This is a genomic window from Thalassoroseus pseudoceratinae, assembly GCF_011634775.1.
Lineage (GTDB): Bacteria > Planctomycetota > Planctomycetia > Planctomycetales > Planctomycetaceae > Thalassoroseus > Thalassoroseus pseudoceratinae.
The window spans coordinates 145,038-167,957 of the sequence record NZ_JAALXT010000003.1; the positions used below are offsets into that span (position 1 = coordinate 145,038).

Genomic DNA, 22,920 nt, shown 5'->3' on the forward strand with positions numbered 1-22,920 from the left:
GGTTTCATCGGGGACCGATTCTGTTGGATCACGTGCTACTGGAATTTCGCATGCTTCCAAAACGCGATGCGTGATTCCTGTTCGCCTTCGGACATTTGCGTCAGCGTTAGCCAAACACCGTCGTCGAGTTGAGTGACGTCAACGGTACGGGACAACCAACCGTCGGGAGCGGTTTCGTCGTTGACCGGTACCCGGAGCAACTCTTTGCCATCAGCCGCAACAACGAGTGTCCAAGCCTCGCCCGAGCGGTGCCCCACGCGAATGTCGAATTGCTTCGCGTTCGATGGTGCGGATCGTGCGAAGCAAATAGGCGTTTTGACCATTTGCGTGACAAGCACATCCGTTTCACCGCGAACCTCAGACTGGAACAATGGTTCCTCGTCACGACCCTTCGGACTCTGCTCGTTGAGCAGGGTCCATCCGGGCAAGACTTGGGCAGTTGCCTGTTGCGTTTGAGGGACCACGTTCCCCAGCCATTGTGTCAACTCAGACGGGAACAACGGACCGGGGACCGTGCCAGATTCGGGTTGAAGTTGCACCACTCGTCGCGAAGTTTCCTCATGTCCGTTGCCGACCAGTGCCAATAACTGGTCGCCGTCTGTCACAATCGGACCGACTCGATCGGCTTGACCGGCGAGTGCGGTCAGTGACGCGTGAGCGGTTTCCGTCCCGGTTGCCAAGTCGAGCCACACGAGACAGGGCATTCCCTGATCAATCGGAAGTAACTTTGCGAACATCAAGCGGGATTGGTCGCACAACACTCCGTAGAGGATGTTTTGAGCATCGTGCTTCCAAAGTGGTCGGCCGTCGTCGTTGCTGAAGGCTTCAAACCCGTATTCTGTCTGCACAATTACGGATTGATCCGTCGAACCGATGAGTCTCACAATTCCGGGCAGCGGACGGCTCCATAATTTTCGGCCATTGACCGCCTGAATCGCGACCAATTCGCGAGCTCCGGGTGGAACCGTGATTAGGGCGTTTCCGGACAGCAGCGGTGGTTGGACGTATTTGCGGTCTCGGTCTTTTTCCGCAGAACGCGGCAGCCACGATTGTTGGAAGAGCCAGTGAGGATTCCCCAACGAATCCAATGCCACCGTTGTGCCGCTGGTTGTCATGACTAGTTTTCCGTCGATCGACGTCAGCTGACACGGCGGGCGGCTATCCCATTCATCCCGCAATCGCAAGACGGTTCGTCGCGACAGCACTTCGCCAGTATCTGGCTGGAAACTGGTGAGAGCGAGTCGAACTAATCCCGCTTGCCGAACGGTCGCGACGACTGCAAGCAGCTTCCCCGATTGATAGATCGGATCGGTCACGATTTGCCCATCCGGACGCTGCGTCCAAATGACCTTGCCAGTGTCGATCGCCAAGCATGCCAATTCGATTCCACGTTTGGTCAGACGGCGAACGAACAAACGATCGCCGATGACCAGTGGTCGCATTGAGATGCCCGGCCAATCGTTGACGGACGTTTGTTCCTTGCCAACTCCTTGACGCCAAACTTCGACGCCGTCCGTGCGATTGTACGCCGTAACTTGGAACCGGTTGGACACATAAATTCGCTCTCCGGCGACTGTGATCGCGTATTGTCGCCCGATCATATCCGCGATGCGGTTATGCGAACTTGGTTTGCCATCGCCGAGATTTCCGCTGAACTCCGCCAAGACTCGTGCGGTGTATCGGCTCGGAGGTGGCACGGAAATGGTGGCTTCGGATTGGTCGACACCGCCTTCCACGGAGCGAGCGTGGGTGGAACGCACTTCCGCAATGAGGGCTTCGAATTCACTAGCTGGCAGTTGGGTCTCGTTCAGGTTGACTTGCCCCTGAACTGGTTCTTCAAAATCATTCCCGAGAAAACTACTCGCCAGACGGAGCCGATCTGTCAGGTCGCGTTCTAAATCACCGGTCGCGGATTTCAGCCCGCTCTGAAAGGCGTCGACAGCCTGTTCAAACCGCCCGCTGGCGAGTGCCTGATCCCCAAGCCAACGATGAGCCTCCGCGGCGGCCTCTGTTCCATAAAATCGGATGGTGGCCGTCTCGATGGTTTCCGCATCATCCTGTGTGATTGCTTCGCGGACACGGAGTCGCCCGACGGCTTCAAACTCCTCCTTCATTTTTCGACCGAGTTCCGGATACTCTTGCATCGAGAGAGCGATTGCTCTGGGAAGCGAAACGAGTAGCTGTTCATCGCGGGCATCGGGAAGTAGTCCCAACATTCCGCCACGATCGACGGACGTCACGATCCGGCATGCATCTTCCCAGGCCTCGGAGCGGACCGCCGATTCGAATTCGGCCATCACGTTATAGCCCTCTTTGCTCAGTTGGGTCACCAACGGCGGCAACCAACCACCCCGGCGACGGCGCCGCTGACGACCGCTCCAACGATCTTCGATGTCCAGCGACGCGTCGTTTCGTGCGGCCAAAGTTTCCGCCCATTGAAGCAGGTGGTCGTCGTAGGATTCCCAGACCCGGTTTCGATTCGGGTTTGCGGAAGTTTTCCAGAATTGTGCCTCCCGAATCGACGCCCAGACGTCGGGCCACTGCTCCCGAAAGACGCTATCAATGATTCTTGGTCGTACAAAGTCAGCATCGGCGACATCCCAATCGTGTTCCGTCCAGATGGGGGCCGTGACCAACGCCTGCAGCGTGGTACGAAACGGCGATGGATGGCCTTCGTCGGCCAATATCTCCGCCAGACGATGGTACATTCGCACAATGCTCGCCGCCTCTCGTGATCCCCAAAGGTCATAAAGCAACGCGACTTCGTTCAAGAGTTGCACGCGTTCTTCCGCTGACTTTTCGCTGCTGAGGCCGGCGTCGATCACGCCCCGCAGCAGGTTCGACGAAAGTTCACACCATTCATGCCGCTGAAGGAATTCGATCGCACACGCCATTCGCCAATCCTGCAGCGATGTCCCCGCGGGACGACTCATGAGAACACGCCGATGCCATTGCGAATCGTTCGGGGACGCATCCCATTCCCAATCCGGCACTTGCTGACGGAGTTCCGTCGATGCCAGAGACGCAATCGCGTTGAGTTCCCGCATCTCCAGATGACTCAGAGAAATCTGCTTCGGTTCTTCGGTGGGATAGACGAACAAACCAACCGTGGTCGGTCGCTGTGAAATCGAGCGGATCGGGTGATGCATGGCTCGTCCCCAATGAACCCCGTCACGAGATGTTTCGACAGCAATCGATTTGAAACCGGGAACGATTCGCAACCACTGCCCTTCCGCGATGAAAGGGGAAAAGCGTGTGTCGGAATCCAGTTTGATTTCCGTGTCTTTCTGGTACGTATGATGAGGCAAGAGCACGAGTCGCCCGGTCTTTTGATCTTTGAGTACCGCCAAGCGATGAACGACGACGTTCTCGTCAGTCACCAGCGTGATTCCTGTGCCCGGTACGATTTGCCCAAGACGGCAAACGATCTCCCGAAATTCTCGGCCTGGACCAGCGGCAGCAACCGTCTGTAGTTTCTCACTTGCTTCGACGCTAAGACTCACATTCCCGTCCGCATGGGTTTGAACGGTCACACCGGCAGCAATCGTTTCTTGCCATTCAGTGCGTCCCTGACCAAGTTCGTGCAGCGTGTTTCGGCCGTCGGGGGATTGGTCCGAAAGCCATGCCCAATCCGCCGGTCGTGTGAACTCCACTAGGCGTGAACTTCGAGGGGAATTTCGGTCCGGCAGCGGTTCACCTCGGTACATCGCGCATTCCGAGAAATGAGCGTTGCCTTCAAAGTAGACCTCCGTGGGTGGCTGTGGCATGGGAATCGTCACCATCCGAATGTCGCCACGCGACATAATCAACTCGCCAGCCTGCCAACGAAATTCGACTGGCCCGTATTCCGTCCGGTTATGAATCCCGTCATCACAATCGTGGAGCACGAGATCGTTCGGCTGCGGTTTTCCAGCGTCACGGGTAGCGTGATATGCCAGCCAAGTCTTTGGGTTGTATTTGAAGTAGCCGCAGATCGAAACCCCCTCCAACCCATTCCAAAAATGGAAGCGTGGTTGATTGATGTTGTACAATCCAACGCGTAACACAGCGTTCTCCACCCATGGAGCCTGCAACTTCGCAAGACCTTGGATTTCGCACGTACGGATACCGTGAACTTCCCGTTCATCGATTCTCAGTCCATGGCCACGGACCGGCTTCCACCACTGATTGGCTTCGCTTTTGAAATAGGACTCACCCCGGAACCAAGCCGGTGGAATCAAACTTGCAGACGCCACCGATTGCACCTTCGCGGCGGGATTCAATCCATCGTACCAAGGTGCAGACTCGGCGATTTCAATGGTGGCATCCGTGTTCTTTTTCGGCTCGGTATCATGCGGGGAGCCTGCATTGTCGTTGGGCGTTTCGACCGCTTCCGATGCCGCGAGCATGACGTCAATCGGTTGCAGGTCTGAACTGATCTGGCCGTCGTTGGCTGCCAGGTCGCTCTTGGTGGTGCCGTTGTTCTCGCGTTCCGCATCGAGAGGAGTGGTCTCGGTCGGATCGTTCTGGGCAATCTGCGGTGGATCGGTGTTTTTGTCACGCCAAATGAAGAAACCGACCCCCAACACGAGGGTCGCCAAACCCGTCCATAGCAGCCAACGTGACCAAGACTGCCTCGGCTGGGTGACAGCGTTGGCTCGGCGGACGATCTCCGAGGCGGAGACCCGTGTCTCGCCAAGTGCCGTATTCAAATACGATTCAAGATGCAGTTGTTCAATAAGCGTTCGCTGCAGTTCCGGCGAATCATGGAGGCGTGTCCGAAGTTGTTCAATCTCATCGAGCGAAAGCTCCTCCGGAGTTTTCTGCTGCACGAGTTCGATCAGTTCGGCATCGGAAAATCGATTGGCCATCGGGAACGCTTCGATTTCAAACGGTGAAAAACAAATCCGATTCCGGAAAATTGCGGAATCACGACGGAGGAGGATCGGGAATTTCGCTTTGCGTGATCCGGCGATCCAAACAATGCTTGAGCGCCTGCCGAGCACGATACATCAGCAGTTTGATCGCGCCCTCACTACGATGCAGCTTTCGGCCGATTGCGGCCAACCGCAGATTCGATCGGTACCGCAAATTGACAGCTTCACGGGCACTGGGCCCGAGAGATTCGATGCACTGAGGCAGATGTCGAATGACATCTTCATATGGTCCATCTTTCGACTCACCCGCTCCTCGCATCAGGTCATCGAGTTCCAGGCACAACTCGGTCCACGCGACCTCTTTCCGCTTCTTGATTTTGCGGGCGTGTTCCTTGAGCAGATTTCGGGCAATCCCCAAAAGCCAAGGCCGCACGAGGTTCTCGGTATCGAAACGCGCCCGTGCCAAATAGAACCGCAGAAACACCTCTTGAGTTAGGTCTTCCGCGTCCGAAGCCTGAAACAATCTCGCTCGCAGATACCCGTAGATCGCCTGCTGATGAGCCTCAACGATGGCTTCAAAGGCGGCCGTATCGCCTTGAATGGCTCGCTCGATGAGGCTGAGGTCGGTCATACCAGGATGATCCGTCAATGGGCAGGTAGACTAATGCGGGCAATAACAGGCGGCTCGAATTCCCAATTGCGATTCAGTCGAACACTCCGAAGGGGCGGTAAGTCCCCCCGAAGCTTAGTACCTACAATGAATTGCGGTTCGCAATCCGTCAAGGCTGTCGGGGCATGGGCAGCGGCGGTGAAAGAGGCAGTGAAGTCGAGGTTGGTTCTCAAGTCGTGCGAGTTCGGTTGGTTTTTAACCCGGAGGTCAGAGACGCCGTCCTCGTCAATCAGCACTTGGCGACATCAGTCCAAGATCGGCCACGGCACGTCCATGACGGTGATGATGTCAGAATCGTATACCGAAGAGATCAAACAGGCGGTCCCGTTCGAGAACGAGGTTGGCACCAATGAGAATCAGGAAAGAGCGGCGATCGGGGAACATCGTCGCCGACAGGCGATCCCTGCAATAGAAAAAGGGTTTACGCCGAATTGACGTAAACCCTTTGAAAATAATGCGCAAGAGAGGACTCGAACCTCCACGGGGTTTAATCCCCACTAGGCCCTCAACCTAGCGCGTCTGCCAGTTCCGCCACTTGCGCGTCGATGCTTTGAGGGTTCACTGAGTGATGTTGTGACGCTCATTTGAAGAGACACTTCACACCCGGCGAATGTTCGGAAAATCTTAATCAGCTGGCCGACAGGTTTCCAGAGAAACAGTCCGGATTTTCAATTTTCTTCTCGGATTGGCGATTCCAATTGGAAATCTGCAGCGTCCGGTCTCACTGGCGAGCCACTTCCACGAAGAAATCCGATACAGCAGGCCCAACCGAAGAACCCGAATTCAGCAATTCTTTGGAAGGCTCCTTTCCACTCCGGGTGGATCAACATGCCAAACGCTCCAAGCATGGCGAGAACAAGCCCCGCGAACGTGAGTTGCAGGTACGGTCTTCCGAACTCGCGAGTCTGGAACACACGAAGCAACAGGGCTAAACCGAGAACCGAGCCACCGTAGTGGTAGTACCCAGCGAGCGTATGAATGTTCTGTAGCAATGTCCCCCGGGTCGGACAACCGGGGTCGCAAGGAGCCAGACCAGCGGCGACATATCCGAATCCCACGCCCATCAGTGCGCGAATTCCGACGGATGTTCGTCGGGTTTGTGGCAACAACGGTTTAAGGATTCGTAGGGCAATGAGTGTGAAAAGACCGACCGGCACAAATCCGCCGAGGCTGACGAATTGACCGACCGGGGCCCCACGCTCACCGAGTTCCGAAATGTACTGATGGACGTGGCTGTATCCCGGTGTCTGCGTCCCCGCCCAAACAGGAACGCAAACTTCGATCGTCGTCGCGGCAAGAATGCACAGGCCGTACGCAGACCATCGAAAGCCTGCTTGATCCGTACTTTGGAGGCTCATGCGGCCGATTCCGCAGTCTCAGCAACGGTCTCGGGATCGTAACCCAGATTCGGGGCTAACCAACGTTCGATTTCCTCGACGGACTTGTCGCATCGCTGGGCATACTCTTCGACTTGGTCCCGTGTAATCCGGTCCACCGAGAAGTAACGTGATTCCGGATGTGCGAAATACAATCCGCTCACGGATGCGGCAGGCCACATGGCGTAGCTTTCGGTCAATTTGATTCCAGTGGCTTTTTCCGCGTCGAGCAGATTCCACAAATCCGCTTTCGGCGTATGGTCGGGACATGCCGGATAGCCGAACGCCGGCCGAATTCCTCGGTATTTCTCGCCAATTAGCTCAGTATTGGAGAGTTCCTCTTTCTGGCCGAATCCCCAGTCACAGCGAGCTTGCTTGTGAAGCCGCTCCGCGAACGCTTCAGCGAGCCGGTCGGCGAGAGCTTTGGCCATGATGGAGTTGTAATCATCATGAGTTTCGAGGAACTTCGCCGAAAGTTCGTCACAACCGAGACCCGCTGTCACGGCGAACGCACCGATGTAATCCATCTTGCCACTTTCGACCGGGGCGATGTAGTCGGCCAGTGAGCGGAAAACGGATTGACCTTTGCGTTCCCATTGCTGACGGAGCATCGGGAAGCGAGTCATAGCTTCGCCGGACTCTGGTTCGTAGAGGATGATGTCATCGCCGTCCGACTGGGCAGGCCAGAAACCGTAAACGCCATGGGCGGTGAGCAAGTCGTTGTCGATGATTTCATTCAACAGCTGTTGAGCTTCATCGAACAGTTTCTTGGCTTCGGTTCCCACGTTGGGATCATCGAAGATCTTCGGGTATTTCCCTCGGAGTTCCCAAGTCGAGAAGAACGGTGACCAGTCAATGTACTCCTCGAGCTCACGTAACGGGAAGTTCTCCAGCACTTTTGTGCCGAAGAAGTTGGGCTTCTCAATCGGGGTGTTCTCCCAATCGGTTTGGAATCGTCGCTCGAACGCCGTTGCGTATGGCACAAGATTCTTCGGCTGTCGATCGGCGTACAAATTACGGTCGCGTTCTTGCTCCGCTCGCACCTTTTCGAGGAAGCTGTCCCGGCGTGATCCATCCAGCAGATTTTCCACCACGGGGACCGACTGGGATGCATCGAGCACGTGGATCGCCGGTTGCTTATATTTCGGGGAAATCTTCACGGCGGTGTGTTTGGCGGACGTAGTGGCTCCGCCGATCAACAACGGGACTTCGAATCCCTGCCGTTGCATCTCGTTGGCAACATGAACCATTTCGTCGAGCGACGGTGTGATCAGCCCCGATAGGCCAATGATATCTACGTTTTCATTGATAGCAGTTTCGAGGATCTTCTCGGCGGGCACCATCACGCCCATGTCGATCACGTCGAAGTTGTTACAACGCAGCACCACGGCGACAATATTCTTGCCAATGTCGTGCACGTCGCCTTTGACGGTCGCGATCAGAATTTTGCCGCGGGATTCCTGCTGGTTGCCACTGGCGGCCTTTTCCGCTTCCATGAACGGCATGAGATACGCGACGGATTTTTTCATCACCCGAGCGCTCTTCACGACCTGAGGCAAGAACATCTTGCCAGCACCGAAGAGTTCGCCGACCACGTTCATGCCGTCCATCAACGGTCCTTGAATGACGTCCAAAGGCTTGTCGTATTTCTGCCGCGCCTCTTCCGTGTCTGCCTCGACGTATTCGGTGATGCCTTTGAGCAAGGCGTGTTTCAGACGATCTTCGACGGTACCTTCACGCCAGAGTTCTTTTTGCTCGGCTCCCTGGGCCTTCTCTTTGACTGTTTCGGAATACTCGATAAGCCGTTCGGTCGCGTCTTCCCGACGATTGAGCAGCACGTCTTCCACGTACTCACGCAATTCCGGTTCGATTTCCTCGTAGACTTCGAGTTGCCCCGCGTTGACGATGCCCATGTCGAGCCCCGCCGAAATTGCGTGGTAGAGGAAGCACGCATTCATCGCTTCCCGGACCACATTGTTGCCTCGGAAGGAGAACGAAACGTTGCTGACACCGCCACTCGTTCGAGCACCAGGGCATTCTTTTTTGATTTGCCGGACCGCTTCAATGAACTCGACGGCGTAGTTCGCGTGCTCTTCCATCCCGGTCCCGACGGTGAGGATATTTGGGTCGAAGATGATATCTTCCGGCGGAAAGCCGACTTCCTCCGTCAGCAGTTTGTACGCTCGTTTGCAGATTTCGACTTTGCGATCACACTCGGCCGCTTGCCCTTGTTCATCGAACGCCATAACAACCACCGCTGCCCCGTACTTGCGGATGGTGCGGGCTTGTTCAAGGAATCGGGCTTCATCGTCTTTGATGGCGATGGAGTTGACCACGCCCTTGCCGGCTAGACATTTCAGCCCGGCTTCGATGACCTCGAACTTGGAACTATCCACCATGATCGGCACGCGGTTCACGTCCGGATCGTCATGGATGAGGTTCAAGAACTGCACCATTTCCTTTTCGGAGTCGAGCAGTCCTTCGTCCATGTTAACGTCAATGAGGTTCGCGCCGCCTTCGACTTGACCACCGGCGACACTCAAAGCTTCGTCGTGTTTTTCCTCACGAATCAGTCTCGCAAACTTCTTGGACCCGGTGACGTTAGTCCGTTCACCGATCATCAGGAAGTTGCTTTCAGGCGTAAGAATGAGTTCTTCGGAACCACTATAGGTCGAGTAACGCGGCAGATCCGGCGTCTGGCGAGGTTTGAAGTTCTTGACAGCGTCACCGATGGCTGCAATGTACTCCGGCGTAGTGCCGCAGCAACCACCGACGATGTTCACCCAACCCTCTTCCGCGAACCCGCGGACGATCTCGGCGAATTCGCTGGCCGTGGAATCGAAACCGCCCATTCCGTCCGGCATTCCCGCGTTCGGGTACAGGCTGATCGAGCACCGAGCGTGTTGATTGAGCACGTCGACGTACGGTCGAATTTGTTTCGGACCGAGAGCACAGTTGAGACCAATGCTCAGCATAGGGAAGTGCTCAAGTGCGATCAGAAATGCTTCCAGCGTTTGCCCGGTCAGCGTCCGTCCGCCATTGAAGATCGTCCCGGAGACCATCACCGGGACCGTCGTTCCGCGTTCAGTGAAGACTTGGTCGATCGCGTACAAACATGATTTCATGTTGAGCGTATCGAATGACGTTTCCGGCAGGAGAATGTCGACTCCCCCATCCAAAAGTCCCCGAACTTGCTCGGCATACGATTCCGCCATTTGCTCGAACGTGACCGGGCGATAGCCTGGTTTGTCGGCGTTGAACGAGAGTTGGACTTTGGTCGGTCCGATACTTCCGGCGACAAACCGTGGCTTATCCGGATTCTTCTTGGTGAAGTCGTCGGCGACTCTCCGAGCGATTTCCGCGGCTTGCTTATTCATCTCATGCGTCAGGTCGGCAAGCCCGAATTCCTCCAGCGTGAGGATATTTGCACCGAACGTGTTGGTTTCAAAAATGTCCGAACCGGCTTCGCAATAAGTCCGATGGACGTCCTCGATCAATTTCGGCTGCGTTAGGCAGAGTACATCGGTGGCGTTTTTGAGATCGATGTTGTGATTCTTGAAACGCTCTCCACGGTAATCGGATTCCGTGGGGCCGGTCTGCATGATGAGTGAACCCATCGAGCCGTCCAGCAACAGAATGCGGTCGGCCATCAGGTTTTGCAGGCGATCGGCGGTTGAGTCGGTCATGGTTTTTCGTCCAACTGGGAAGTCGTGTTTGCTTCTGAAGAGGCAATCGGGGGATTCAGACGGCGGGGCCGATGGATTCTGCTTGGTCGCAGAACATCAAGTTGGAGGCCGGCACGGAATCACGGGTTCGGTCCGCCGATTCCAACGGCGAAGGACGATCGCGATGATGTCGTTGGCATTTCGTCATCAAGTGCTTTCAATCCGTGTGGGGCACCCGGTGTTACTTAGCGAGCCCAACCAGTCTCCGTTCTTAGTCACCGGATTCTACGGGCCCAGCCAAAGTTGGAGAACCGGTCGAGTTCACGTGCTCCTTGCCTTCGCGTGCGGTTTTGATTGTCGTTAACCAGCGAACTTCGCTTCCGCGGGTTGCCAGTTCAGTTCTCCAAGAATTCGTTCGCATGCGTCGGACTTGTTGAGAACGTAGAGGTGGATCCCCGGTACGCCCTGATCGATCAATTCCTGACACTGTTGAATGGCGTGTCCGACGCCGATTTCGAATTGCGCATCCGCATCGTCTTGGACAGCCTCCAGACGTTTTGATAACGCCTTCGGGAAGATGGCCCCACACATGGCGGTGATGCGTTGGATACGCGCGAACGACGTGATTGGCATGATTCCCGCAACGAGCGGCACCGTGATGCCAATGCGTTCGTACTCATCCCGAAAACGGAAGAAGTTTTCATTCTCATAGAAAAGCTGCGTGAAGACAGCGTCAGCACCGGCATCGACTTTCCGTTTGAGGTTGATCAAGTCGGTCGCCGCGTCGACACATTCGAGGTGTTTCTCAGGATAACCCGCGACTCCGATCCCCATGTCGGGATGATGTGCCCGGATGAGTTCGACCAATTCGTTGGCGTACTTCAATCCGCCATCGACGGCCTGAAACGTCTTTTCACCCTGGGGCGGGTCTCCTCGCAAGGCCATGATGTTTCCGACGCCCGCGTTGCTCGCTCGGTCCAACCAAGCCAGCAACTCCTCACGGGTTGAGCCAACGCACGTGAAATGAGCAGTGGCGGGAACACCACAGCGGTCTTGAATTTCTTGGCACCATCGCAACGTCTGATCGCGGGTTGTGCCGCCGGCTCCGTAGGTGCAGGAAATAAAGGCCGGTTGAAATTTCGCCAGACGGTCCAAAGTCTGCTGGAGAGCCTGTTCACCATTTTCGGTTTTCGGGGGGAAAATCTCGATCGATAAACCGAAGCCGCCAGGGCGGTAGAAATCTCCGACACGCATCAATTGTCTCTCCTTGGTGTTTATAAACTCGATAACGAACGATCTCCGCAATTCTTGCATCAGTCGAATTCCCGCTGTCCAAGTTTAGCAGAGTCCGTACAGCAAGGCAGCGCGTGCGGATGAGTTTCCCGAAGGAAGATCGATCTTTTTGTGAGGAATGCTAGGTTTTCCCCGGTCGCCATTGTCGATTGACTTCCAATTGCCTATGTTTTCAGGGGAAAGCGGGCGAGCGAACTGTTCGCCCTATTGAAATGGAATGTTTGCATTCAGGAGAGTCAAGTCGATGACAGATGTCATGCCACTGCCCTACAAGGTACGTGATTACAACGAAGAGCAGTTCGAGAAGTTGGCCAAATGGGGCCGGATGGAAATTGAGCTGGCAGAAAACCAAATGCCCGGCTTGATGGCTCTGCGTGAAAAGCACGGTGCCGATCAACCATTGAAGGGGGCTCGCATCGCAGGCTGTCTGCACATGACCGTGCAAACTGCCGTTCTGATCGAAACACTCACCGCCCTCGGCGCGGAAGTTCGCTGGTCCAGCTGTAACATCTTCTCCACCCAAGACCACGCCGCAGCGGCGATCGCGAAAGCCGGGATTCCTGTTTTCGCCTGGAAAGGGATGTCCGAAGAAGAGTTCGATTGGTGCATCGAGCAAACGCTGTTCTGGCCCAACGGCGACGCCTTGAACATGATTCTCGATGACGGCGGCGACCTCACCATGATGGTCCACAACAAGTTCCCGGAACTGTTGGACGACATCCGCGGTCTCACCGAAGAAACCACCACCGGGATTCATCGTCTCCACACGCTGCACCGTCATGGCAAACTGGGTTGCCCGGCGATCAACGTCAACGATTCGGTCACCAAGAGCAAGTTCGACAACCTTTACGGTTGCCGGGAAAGCCTCGCGGACGGCATCAAACGAGCAACCGACATCATGGTTGCTGGGAAAGTCGTCGTGGTCTGCGGTTACGGTGATGTCGGTAAAGGCTGTGCCGATGCGATGCGAGGCCTTGGTGCTCGAGTGATCGTCACTGAGATCGATCCGATCTGTGCTTTGCAAGCCGCGATGGAAGGCTACGAAGTCACGACGATGGAAGACGTTGCCGACCGGGGTGACATCTTCGTCACAACGACTGGTTGCTGCGATGTCATTCGGGGCGAACACCTCGACCAAATGAAGAACGAAGCGATCGTCTGTAACATTGGTCACTTCGATAGCGAAATCCAAATCGCTTATCTGAACAATCGTAGTGACATTGAAAAGGTGACGGTCAAAGGCCACGACGAAGTCGGTGGTCCCGTCCACAAATACACCTACCCTGATGGCAAGTCGGTTCTCGTGCTTGCTGAAGGTCGATTGGTGAACCTGGGATGTGCAACAGGGCACCCGTCATTCGTGATGAGCAACAGCTTCACGAACCAAGTTCTCGGCCAACTGGCATTGTGGAACGAAACAGATTCGTATCCCGTCGGCGTCCATGTTCTTCCAAAGAAACTCGACGAAGAAGTCGCGCGACTGCACTTGGATCAACTCGGTGTGAAACTCACCAGCCTCACCCAAGAGCAAGCCGATTATCTCGACATCCCCAAGGAAGGGCCGTTCAAGCCGGACTACTACCGGTACTAAGCGAACCGACCCACTCTACGGTCTGATAGAAACGGCAAGTCTCACGGCTTGCCGTTTTTTTTTTGCGCTGGTGTTCGTGTTGAGCCAACTGCAATCCGTGCCGGCCGTTATCGATTCTTTGGGATGTCGTGATATACTCGTGCCGTTCCTCCACCACGAGTCCCCGCCATAGGTTTCGGAATGACGTATCGGCTTCGTTCAATCAAGTGTTTGTGCCCGAGTTGGGCAGTCCTTGTTGTCTGTGTTCTTCTTGAACTTGTGATTGGGGAACAGTCAGCCGTCCGCGCGGAAGAACACGATGTACTTCGCCGAGAAAACTTAGTGGCGTGGTGCATCGTGCCCTTCGATGCGAAGAAACGCAGTCCCGCGGAACGGGCGGTGATGCTCAAAGATTTGGGGATTCTGCGATGTGCCTACGATTGGCGGGCTGAACATATCGCATCGTTTGAGGATGAGATTCGCGAGTATCAGAAACACGGGATCGAATTTTTCGCGTTTTGGAGCACTCACGCAAAGGCCTTTGAACTCTTTGAGAAGTACAAAATTCATCCCCAGATTTGGCAGACCCTCCGTGATCCCGGCGGTGAGGACGCCGGTGCGAAAGTCAAACTCGCTGCCGAGAACTTGTTGCCCCTCGTCCGCCGGACCAAGTCCATGGGGTGTCCATTGGGGCTCTACAACCACGGCGGATGGGGAGGCGAACCAAAGAACTTAGTGGCGGTCTGTCGGCGACTCCGCGAGATGGGGCACGACCACGTTGGGATTGTCTACAACTTTCACCACGGACACGGGCACATTGCCGACTGGGCGGAATCCTTCGCGATGATGAAGCCGTATTTGCTCTGTCTGAACCTCAATGGAATGAACAACGGCGGGCAACCGAAAATCCTAGGTATTGGCCAAGGCGAGCACGAGTTGGAGATGATCCGTGTCGTTGCGGATAGTGGCTACGATGGGCCGATTGGGATTCTCGATCATCGTAACGAACTGGATTCCAGGGAATCACTTCAAGAAAACCGAGATGGTTTGAAGTGGGTTCAGCAGGAACTTCAAAAACCAGGCAGTGGCGGTCCAAAGCCCGGTTCCAGCAAAGTCAATGCGGATGCTGACGACATCGGACGTGTCCTGCCCGGAAACGAGGACTACCGTAAGCCGCCGATCACCGTGGAGGTTCGAGCAACATTGCGGAAGCGTGATCGCTACAACATTCTTGTCGCTAGTGATACGAAACAGTCGGGAGATCATTGGGAATTGTTCTCGATGAGAGGGAGCGGTCATCTCACGGCTTATCTGCCGGGACAGCGGCCCGATCACGTTCGTAGTAACGCCATGGTCTGCGATGGCAAACCCCATACGCTCGCAATGATCTACGAGCCGGACCACGTGCGATTGTTCGTAGATGGCAAAACGGTTGCGAATCAAGCCATTGAACGCCAGGCGAACAAGCCAAGCGTGCCAGGCGGTCTTGGTATCGGCCGATTGGTGGAAGGGCGACTCGGTTGCGATGGTGAAATTGAATGGGTTCGAATTTCCCATGGCACGCGGAAGCTTCCCGCAAAACCTCAGATTCAAGTGTTACGTGATGAATCAACGGTCGGTTTCTGGAGTTTCGATCAACAATCGCCGAAGAACCAGCTTTCGCCAACCCAGGAGAATCCCTCCACGACGGAATTGAAATACGATGCCGACTTGGTCGAACAGTTGGTTCGGGACTTCAATCGCTCGGGCGATGCATTGCGTGGGGCGCGTGTTTTTGCAGCGGCAAAACAAGCGTGCCTTTCGTGTCATAAGATCGGAATGCATGGCGGAAGCGTTGGCCCGGAACTTTCCATGATCGCCAAAGAACGCACGGCGAAGCACCTGGTGGAGTCCGTGCTCTGGCCGAAACGAGACGTCAAGCCGGAATACATTAATTGGCAGATTCTCACCACTGACGGGCAAGTACTGACGGGCTACAAACACGCTGCCAATGAGCAATCCGTCACGCTTCGGGAACCTGCAACCGGCAAACTGTGGACCCTTGCTAAATCGGACATTGACGCGGCAGTGGCGGGAACGACGGTCATGCCACATGGTCTGACCGCTGCTTTATCCTCGCAACAGAAGTGGGATCTATTTCGGTTTCTCAGCGAACTCGGACGCGATGGAAAGCCGCTCTCCAAAGAGTTACTGCAGGTGATCGCTCATAGCCAAATGCACGGGCCAGTGGAGTTTCCAATCACAAAATCTCCCCTCGATCCGAAACGATGGCCAAACGCCGGAGAGGCGGTGAATCGCGATCGGCTTTACGATTTCTATACAAAACAGGCGGAATACTTTCGCCGTCAATCGCATGTGCCGATGGTCTTGGCACCGTTCCCGGGGCTCGATGGTGGAAACCAGGGGCATTGGGGAAATCAGAACGAGCAAACCTGGGCCGACGGTCGTTGGAACGAGACTCAATTGGGCAGCATCCAGTGCGGAGTGCTTCGCGGTCCTGGCATCACGGTTCCGCGAGCGGTATGCGTGCGGTTGGGCGAAGCCGGCGAACTTTCTGCCTGCTTCAATCCGGATACGCTTTCCTACGATGCCATCTGGAATGGCGGTTTCGTGCGGTTCGATGCTGTTCGTCATGGCTTCGTCGGTGGGTTGAAAATCCAAGGGCAGGTGCAATCGAAGTCAAAGTCCGAACGTCCCCAAGAGCCGTTTCGATATCACGGGTTCTATCGTCATGGGGATCGAGTTGTCTTCGCATACCGACTTGGCGAGGTGGAATACCTAGATTCGCCTTGGGTCGAAGATGGTCGGTTTGTCCGCGAACGAGCGCCGGTTGATCAGCATTCCTTAAAACACGTTCTCGAAGGAGGACCAACTCAGTGGCCGGAAGTTTTGGAGACCCCGATTACGCTGGGTGACGGCCAACCGTACGCTGTCGACACGATTTCCTTGCCGACAGAAAATCCTTGGAAGGCATTGATGTTCTGCGGCGGACACGATTTTCTGCCCGATGGCAGTGCTCTGGTCTGCACGATGCAAGGGGATGTTTGGCACGTTTCCGGTTTGAACTCACCAAGCGATAAGGCAGGCGTTGCCCGTTGGAAACGGTTCGCTTCGGGGTTGCATCATGCTCTCGGGTTGGTCGTTTCCGATGGCGAAGTTTATGTTCAATGCCGAGACCAACTGACTCGGCTGACCGATCACAATCATGATGGTGAAGCAGACTTCTACGAATGCTTCAGCAATGCGTTCGTGACCTCCCCGGCCGGTCATGACTTCATCTGTGGATTGCAACGAGATTCGAAAGGGCAATTCTATACCGCATCTGGGAATCAGGGATTGGTACGGATTTCCGCCGATGGTCAAGAGGCGGATGTCATTGCTACCGGTTTTCGAAATCCGGACGGGCTGGGATTACTCCCGAACGGAACGGTGACGGTCCCCGTTTCTGAGGGAAGTTGGACACCGGCCTCAGCCATTAACGCCGTCCGAAATGCCCCCGACCGATCGCCCGCCGATGCTTTGTATTTCGGCTACGGTGGGCCGAAGCAAAATCGCCCGCCGGAACTTCCGCTCGTGTATTTGCCGCGTGGACTCGATAACTCAAGCGGCGGGCAAGTTCACGTTCGTAGCAAGCAGTTCGGTCCGCTGGACGATCAGCTACTGCACTTGTCCTTCGGAACCGGAACGTGGTTCGTCGTGCTGCGTGACGAAGTCGACGGCCAATTGCAAGGTGGCATCGTGCCGATGACGGGAGATTTTCTTTCGGGCGTGCATCGGGGACGGTTAAACCCCTCCGACGGTCAGCTCTATGTCTCTGGAATGGCCGGGTGGGGATCCTATACACCGCAGGATGGGTGTTTTCAACGAGTTCGATATACGGGCGATACGGTGCAAATCCCGACGGCTTTTCACACGCACGAAAACGGAGTTCATCTCACGTTTTCCGAGCCGATCGACGAGTCGATCGCGGGCGACATTTCGCAGCATTTTGCTCAGTGTTGGAACTATCGCTACAGCGGCGCATACGGTTCACCCGAATATTCGCCATCACATCAGGGGATTGCTGGCCATGATCCGTTGGTGATCGCTTCCGCTCATGTGCTATCGAATGGTCGCTCGCTGTTTCTCGAAATCCCCGGTTTGCAACCGGTCAGCCAACTCCATTTGCGATTGCGAGTGAATGCCGACGAGACGACCTCCACCAACCCAAGCGGGAACGGTCAGGACCTTTTTCTAACCGTTCACAAACTCGATCCGCCCTTCACGGACTTTCCTGGCTATCATCCGCATTCGAAGACAATTGCAGCTCATCCGTTACTCACGGATTTGGCACTCCAGGCCGCTCGCAAACCAAACCCGTGGCGAAAGCCGGTTCCAAACGCCCGTGCGATCGAAATTGAAACAGGCAAGAACCTCACCTACGCCACTCGAGAGTTCCATGTTAAGGTGAATGAACAACTGGCGTTTACCCTGTCGAACCCGGACGTTGTGCCTCACAATTGGGTGTTGGTCAAGCCGGGGCGGCTTCGGCAGGTCGGAGAACTCGGCAACCGTCTTATTGCGGACCCAGAAGCCTACGCCCGGCAGTATGTTCCAAAGAGTGATGATGTTCTCGCTCATACTGACATCGTTCCAGCGGGAAAATCACAAACCATTTACTTCCAAGCCCCAAGCAAACCGGGACGGTATCCGTACCTCTGCACTTTTCCTGGGCATTGGATGGTCATGAACGGCGTCATGGTCGTTGAGTAAACACGACCGGACTCCAGAAGGAACGTCGCTCCGAGTTGATTAGTGGCCAGGGATCAGCTTTTTCTGTCAGGGATGAAAGTGTGGGATTAGCAGTTCTCGAATAGCGGTCCGCGAAACAGGACGTTTTAGGTTTCGGCGTTTCGTACCGAGAAAACACACAAGACCCGAGCGGTTTCCTCGTAGGAGTTAATCAGTCGGTGCGGTGCGTTGGCATCGAAGTACAAGCAATCGCCGGTCTGCAACGAGTACGTTTCATCCACATATTCGAAGTCAACCGGTCCTGATTGCACGAGCAGGAACTCTTCCCCTTCGTGAGCCAAGGCCCGCTGGCGGGCAACACCGGGCGGAATCGTCAATAGAAACGGATCCATCACACGGTTGGGGCGTTTGTGGGCTAGGGACTCGTAGACCGTCGTATTCGTCGCACTGCGGTTCCGCTCGACTTCTCGCCGCTCGTCTTTGCGAACGATGACAAGACTCGGTTTCTCATCCAATCCAGCGACCAGGTCAGCGATTGGCACGCCCAACGCGACTGCGATCTTCCCCAAAGCCGGCAATGACGGAGTCACGCGGAAGTTCTCAACCTTCGAAAGCCAACTGCGAGTCAAACCGGTTTGCGAAGCGACATCTTCCAACGTGAGACGTCGTTCCACGCGGAGAGTGTGAATGCGTTGTGCGAGTTCAGACAGATTCATTGTGTTGATTATAAATCAACAAGTCCGGAAGACGCAACACCTGAGTCTTCGTCCCAATATGAGCCGTGACGCCTTGGTTCTCAAGATCTTTTCAGAAAACGCATACAAACTTAATCCGCAACATTGTTGATTTTAATTCAACAGGACGGATAATGATGTTCGCTTGAATGAACACACTTTCTCCGAAAGCACCGCTGCGGGACCCGGTATTTCCCAGATGAAATGAAGCGCAATGCCAGGAACGGTTCGAGCACTATCGAATCAGTAAATTGGCAAATCGTTGGCGATGAGTTCACAGCGTCCGTGCCTGAACTTCCAACTTTCCACACTGACTATTGTAGGTCGATCATGTCTTACGAATTGAATCGCCGCTCGATGTTGGCAATGACGACCGCCGCATTGCTCAGTAAGACCGCTCGAGCTGCGGGTGCTGATTCGCGTCAGCCTGTTGGACCGATGGTTGGCCATGTCAACACGACGACTGCGAAACTTTGGTTTCGACCGACAGAGCCCGGTTCATACCAGCTGTCGGTCTTACAGGGGGCGGACGGTCAATCTATACAGAAAATCGTTTCCACGGCCTCTGCGGAAAACGATCTCTGCTTGACCTGGAACATTCCGAACCTCCAACCGGACACCCGCTACGAATACCGGATCAGCAGCAGTTCGACGACGATTGTCGAGGGGGCAGACTGCTGGTTCAAGACCGCCCCCGATACCAATTCGCCGTCCCGTGTTTGTCTCGCATTTGGTTCGTGTGCCGACAACAACCCGCTTCAAATCTGGTCCCAAATGGAGAAACGCGGTGCACAAGGTTTGGTGCTTCTCGGCGACACTCCTTACATCGACTCCACAAATCTCGCCACCGCCCGACGGAAACACCGCGAGTTTCTGTCGGTACCGCCGCTCGCGGCCCTGGTCCGCCACACACCCACCTGGGGCACATGGGATGACCACGATTTCGGCCGCAACGATTCCGATGGACGACTCAAGGGCAAAGAGAACACACGGCGTGCGTTCGTCGAATATCGGGCCAACCAGGAGTTCGGCCACGAAGGTGAAGGCATCTATACAAAGTTTCGATCGGGGCCTGTCGAGGTTTTTCTACTCGATACTCGCTGGTTCGCGCGAACGGAACGTTCACCAGTCGACCCGGACAAATCAACTCTGTTGGGGCACGTTCAATGGAAATGGCTCCAAGAGTCGTTGCTCGCATCGACGGCACCGTTCAAGGTCATTGCCTGTGGAATGATTTGGGACGACAAAGAAAACACGGAATCAGACGATTGGGGCACGTATACACACGAGCGTGAGGCACTCTTTCAGTTTCTCGGTGAAAAGAAAATCGGCGGTGTCGTTCTCATTGGGGGCGATATTCACTGTTCAAGACTCCTTCGCTATCCCACGGAAAAGCAAGTGGGTTATCCCATCCATCAGTTCATCGTCTCACCGATCCACAACCGAACCATCCCGGCATTGAATGTTGCTCATCCGCACCTCGTAAGAGGAGAAGCGGTCCCGCATGTCTGGCTACGTTTGGTTGCCGACACGACACAGAGTCTCCCAACATTGCACGCAGAATGGGTCCAAATGAACGGACGCAAAATGTGGGACATCAAACTCACAAAGACCGAGTTGTCATAGTTCACAACCATATCGCCGGAACTCGGAGCTTTCGGTGAAGCCGAAGTACGAAAGTGAGTTGTAGAGTTGTGGCCGTAGATTCAAAGAAACAAGGCGGTTGAAAACCGCATTGACTACCAGGAAAAGTTTTATGGAGACTATCGAACACCGTCAGGTCGTGCACCTCGGTGAGGAGTCACTTACGAAAGTTCCTTCGATACTCGAAGAACTGTCCGTCAAACGTGTCTTCTTTTGTGTCGACGAGAATGCCTATCATCATTCGCGTGCAGAGCGGATTCTTGGTCCACTGTTGAATACGACACACCATGTGGTCTTCAGCGAGTTTGAACCCAATCCTAAACTTGAGGACGTCCAAGCGGGCATCAAGAAGTTTCGCGAGGCTGATCCCGATATTGTGATCGCGTTGGGTGGTGGAACGGCAATCGACCTAGCAAAGATGATCGCTGTACTGGCCGACTCTTCGGATGACATTCGTGACGTGATCTTGGGGACTGCGTCGGTGGTCAGTCGAAGCACACCATTGTTAGTCATTCCCACAACCTCGGGAACAGGTAGTGAGGCCACGCACTTTGCGGTGGTCTATATCGACGGTGTTAAATACTCGCTCGCTGATTCAGCGTTGTTGCCGGACTTTGCGATTATTGATCCGATATTAACGAGTAACCTACCTGCAAAAATCACCGCGGCCACGGGGCTCGACGCCTTTTGCCAAGCGATAGAATCCATTTGGGCGGTTGGTTCCAACGATGAATCGCTGGAGTATGCGACGGCTGCCGTTCGTTTGTGTTCGAAACACCTCCTCCCGGCGATTCATAGCCCGAGTATTGAGTCTCGCTTGGGAATGTGTCAGGCGGCGCATCTCGCCGGCAAGGCGATCAACATTAGCAAGACGACACTACCACATGCGTTGTCGTACGCGATCACATCCGCATATAAAATTCCGCACGGTGCGGCGGTCGCGCTCACGCTCCCCGCCGCACTGAAATTTAATTCTGAAATCAGCGACGCTGATTGCAACGACCCTCGTGGAGTTGCACACGTTGCGGCACGAATGGATCGGATTCAAAATCTCTTCGACGCAAGCGATATCGAAGAGACTGGTTCTGCGATCCGTCACATAATTGCTGCGACTGGAAATGCCGCATCACCTCGGGAAATTGGGATCACCGACGCATTCGAATTGGATTGGCTTGCCGAGCAGGTGAATCCGCAACGACTGGCCAACAATCCTCGATCAGGTACTCATGAAGAACTTGTTCGTTTGCTAAGGCAATGATTCATGCCATGACATCAATAATGTGCAAACTATGACCGCACACTAAACTCAAACGATAACTGAACGTGTTGTGCTAGTTCACCATTCTTATTCACTCTAGACTCGTTTTCACAAGCGTATCCGAAGGAATCTCATGTCGGCCACTCCACTAAGTATTCGTCTTGTTGTCTTTGACTGGGCCGGAACCACGATTGACTTTGGTTCGCGAGCACCTGCTGTCGCCTTTCGTAAGGTCTTCCAGTCCGAGGGCGTGGAGGTCACCGATGAAGAGGCACGGAAGCCAATGGGGTTGAATAAGCGGGAGCATCTAGTGGCGATGCTTTCAGAACCTGACATTGCGGGTCGATGGCAGGAAGCAAAGGGCCAATCATGGTCAGATTCTGATGTTGATGCAATGTACGAACAATTTGTAACCATTCAACTCAAAGCCATTGAAGAAACTAGCACGCTTGTGCCAGGGATACTCGATGTTGCAAGTCAACTCAGATCGCAAGGGATTTTAATTGCGGGCACCACGGGATACTTTCGGTTGGCAGCCGATGCCGTAGCGAAGGCGGCGGAAACTCAAGGGTTTGTCCCCGATGTGAATACGTGTGCGGATGACGTGCCGCAAGGCCGCCCCGCACCATGGATGATTTTTCGGGTCATGAGTGAACTTGGTGTCTATCCGCCGTCTACCGTTGTCAAGGTCGGGGATACCGTCGCCGACATCAAAGCCGGACTAAACGCCGGATGCTGGACAGTCGGCGTCTGTGATAGTAGTAGCCTCACCGGTTTGGCATTAAAAGACTACGAGCAACTCACGAATAGTGAACGTGACGAACAAATCAGCCAAGCAAAGAGCGTCTATGAAGATGCCGGCGCCCATGCCACCATCAGTTCGATTTCAGAACTGCCGAACCTACTTCAAAGATTCGACAACGCACTAGTATCTAATGCAAAACCGTAAATCGCGACAGGTTTACCATGTCGCCGGAGTGAAAGTCTCGACTCGGTTTTCAACGAAACTCTAGTTCGCAGAGTTATCATCGCTAGCCGTCAAACCCTATGGACTTGAACGCTCTGCGGTTAGGTAAATAGATCTGATATACGCTCGAAGCTCATATGCGTGACGCACGTATTA

General features: G+C 54.8%; 11 protein-coding genes, 1 tRNA gene and 1 pseudogene. 6 read left to right on the forward strand and 7 right to left on the reverse strand.

The genetic code is table 11. The annotated features are described in order from the left end of the window. Positions 1 to 35: 35 nt before the first annotated feature. The 6 genes from G6R38_RS10785 to metF form a co-directional block, all read right to left on the reverse strand. Positions 36 to 4,850 (reverse strand): outer membrane protein assembly factor BamB family protein, encoded by a 4,815-nt coding sequence (locus G6R38_RS10785; RefSeq protein WP_166824450.1) that lies wholly within the window; start codon positions 4,848 to 4,850, stop codon positions 36 to 38. 58 nt (positions 4,851 to 4,908) lie between these two features. Then, positions 4,909 to 5,487: an RNA polymerase sigma factor gene (locus G6R38_RS10790; protein WP_166824453.1), complete on the reverse strand. Its 579-nt coding sequence runs from the start codon at positions 5,485 to 5,487 to the stop codon at positions 4,909 to 4,911. Positions 5,488 to 5,981: 494 nt separating this feature from the next. After that, positions 5,982 to 6,067: transfer RNA gene (locus G6R38_RS10795), tRNA-Leu, on the reverse strand. Positions 6,068 to 6,194: 127 nt separating this feature from the next. Continuing rightward, entirely contained in the window at positions 6,195 to 6,884 is a 690-nt protein-coding gene (locus G6R38_RS10800; protein WP_166824456.1) for a DUF998 domain-containing protein, read from the reverse strand. After that, entirely contained in the window at positions 6,881 to 10,588 is a 3,708-nt protein-coding gene (metH, locus tag G6R38_RS10805; RefSeq protein ID WP_166824459.1) for a methionine synthase, read from the reverse strand. The genes G6R38_RS10800 and metH overlap by 4 nt, the downstream gene beginning before the upstream one ends. Before the next feature lie 339 nt (positions 10,589 to 10,927). Further along, positions 10,928 to 11,821: a methylenetetrahydrofolate reductase [NAD(P)H] gene (gene metF, locus G6R38_RS10810; protein WP_166824462.1), complete on the reverse strand. Its 894-nt coding sequence runs from the start codon at positions 11,819 to 11,821 to the stop codon at positions 10,928 to 10,930. A gap of 283 nt (positions 11,822 to 12,104) precedes the next feature. Here metF and ahcY point away from each other — a divergent pair, with 283 nt between their 5' ends. The 3 genes and pseudogenes from ahcY (at position 12,105) to G6R38_RS10820 (ending at position 18,182) form a co-directional block, all read left to right on the forward strand. Continuing rightward, complete coding sequence (ahcY, locus tag G6R38_RS10815) at positions 12,105 to 13,451, forward strand: adenosylhomocysteinase (RefSeq protein ID WP_166824465.1); 1,347 nt, start codon at positions 12,105 to 12,107, stop codon at positions 13,449 to 13,451. A 258-nt stretch (positions 13,452 to 13,709) separates the two neighbouring features. Then, positions 13,710 to 14,531, forward strand: a pseudogene (locus G6R38_RS28425) (sugar phosphate isomerase/epimerase family protein); the annotation flags it as partial. Between the two features lie 84 nt (positions 14,532 to 14,615). Further along, positions 14,616 to 18,182 (forward strand): DUF6797 domain-containing protein, encoded by a 3,567-nt coding sequence (locus tag G6R38_RS10820; protein ID WP_390881396.1) that lies wholly within the window; start codon positions 14,616 to 14,618, stop codon positions 18,180 to 18,182. A gap of 125 nt (positions 18,183 to 18,307) precedes the next feature. Here G6R38_RS10820 and G6R38_RS10825 read toward each other — a convergent pair whose 3' ends face one another. Continuing rightward, on the reverse strand, positions 18,308 to 18,877 hold the full coding sequence (locus G6R38_RS10825; RefSeq protein ID WP_166824471.1) for a helix-turn-helix domain-containing protein: 570 nt from the start codon (positions 18,875 to 18,877) through the stop codon (positions 18,308 to 18,310). 348 nt (positions 18,878 to 19,225) lie between these two features. Between G6R38_RS10825 and G6R38_RS10830 the strand changes: the two genes are divergently transcribed. The 3 genes from G6R38_RS10830 to phnX all read left to right on the forward strand — a co-directional run bounded on the left by G6R38_RS10830 (position 19,226) and on the right by phnX (position 22,746). Then, positions 19,226 to 20,521 carry an alkaline phosphatase D family protein gene (locus G6R38_RS10830; RefSeq protein WP_166824474.1) on the forward strand — a complete coding sequence of 432 codons (1,296 nt, stop codon included), beginning with the start codon at positions 19,226 to 19,228 and terminating at the stop codon, positions 20,519 to 20,521. Between the two features lie 130 nt (positions 20,522 to 20,651). After that, positions 20,652 to 21,797 carry a phosphonoacetaldehyde reductase gene (locus G6R38_RS10835; protein WP_166824477.1) on the forward strand — a complete coding sequence of 382 codons (1,146 nt, stop codon included), beginning with the start codon at positions 20,652 to 20,654 and terminating at the stop codon, positions 21,795 to 21,797. Between the two features lie 133 nt (positions 21,798 to 21,930). Continuing rightward, positions 21,931 to 22,746: a phosphonoacetaldehyde hydrolase gene (gene phnX / locus G6R38_RS10840; protein WP_166824480.1), complete on the forward strand. Its 816-nt coding sequence runs from the start codon at positions 21,931 to 21,933 to the stop codon at positions 22,744 to 22,746. The last annotated feature ends 174 nt before the right edge of the window (positions 22,747 to 22,920 follow it).

Coding starts and splice junctions, on each gene's coding strand:
- G6R38_RS10800 (WP_166824456.1), bottom strand. CDS start 6,884: ATGAGCCTCCAAAGTACGGATCAAGCAGGCTTTCGATGGTCTGCGTAC.
- G6R38_RS10785 (WP_166824450.1), bottom strand. CDS start 4,850: ATGGCCAATCGATTTTCCGATGCCGAACTGATCGAACTCGTGCAGCAG.
- metH (WP_166824459.1), bottom strand. CDS start 10,588: ATGACCGACTCAACCGCCGATCGCCTGCAAAACCTGATGGCCGACCGC.
- metF (WP_166824462.1), bottom strand. CDS start 11,821: ATGCGTGTCGGAGATTTCTACCGCCCTGGCGGCTTCGGTTTATCGATC.
- ahcY (WP_166824465.1), top strand. CDS start 12,105: ATGACAGATGTCATGCCACTGCCCTACAAGGTACGTGATTACAACGAA.
- G6R38_RS10825 (WP_166824471.1), bottom strand. CDS start 18,877: ATGAATCTGTCTGAACTCGCACAACGCATTCACACTCTCCGCGTGGAA.
- G6R38_RS10790 (WP_166824453.1), bottom strand. CDS start 5,487: ATGACCGACCTCAGCCTCATCGAGCGAGCCATTCAAGGCGATACGGCC.
- phnX (WP_166824480.1), top strand. CDS start 21,931: ATGTCGGCCACTCCACTAAGTATTCGTCTTGTTGTCTTTGACTGGGCC.
- G6R38_RS10835 (WP_166824477.1), top strand. CDS start 20,652: ATGGAGACTATCGAACACCGTCAGGTCGTGCACCTCGGTGAGGAGTCA.
- G6R38_RS10830 (WP_166824474.1), top strand. CDS start 19,226: ATGTCTTACGAATTGAATCGCCGCTCGATGTTGGCAATGACGACCGCC.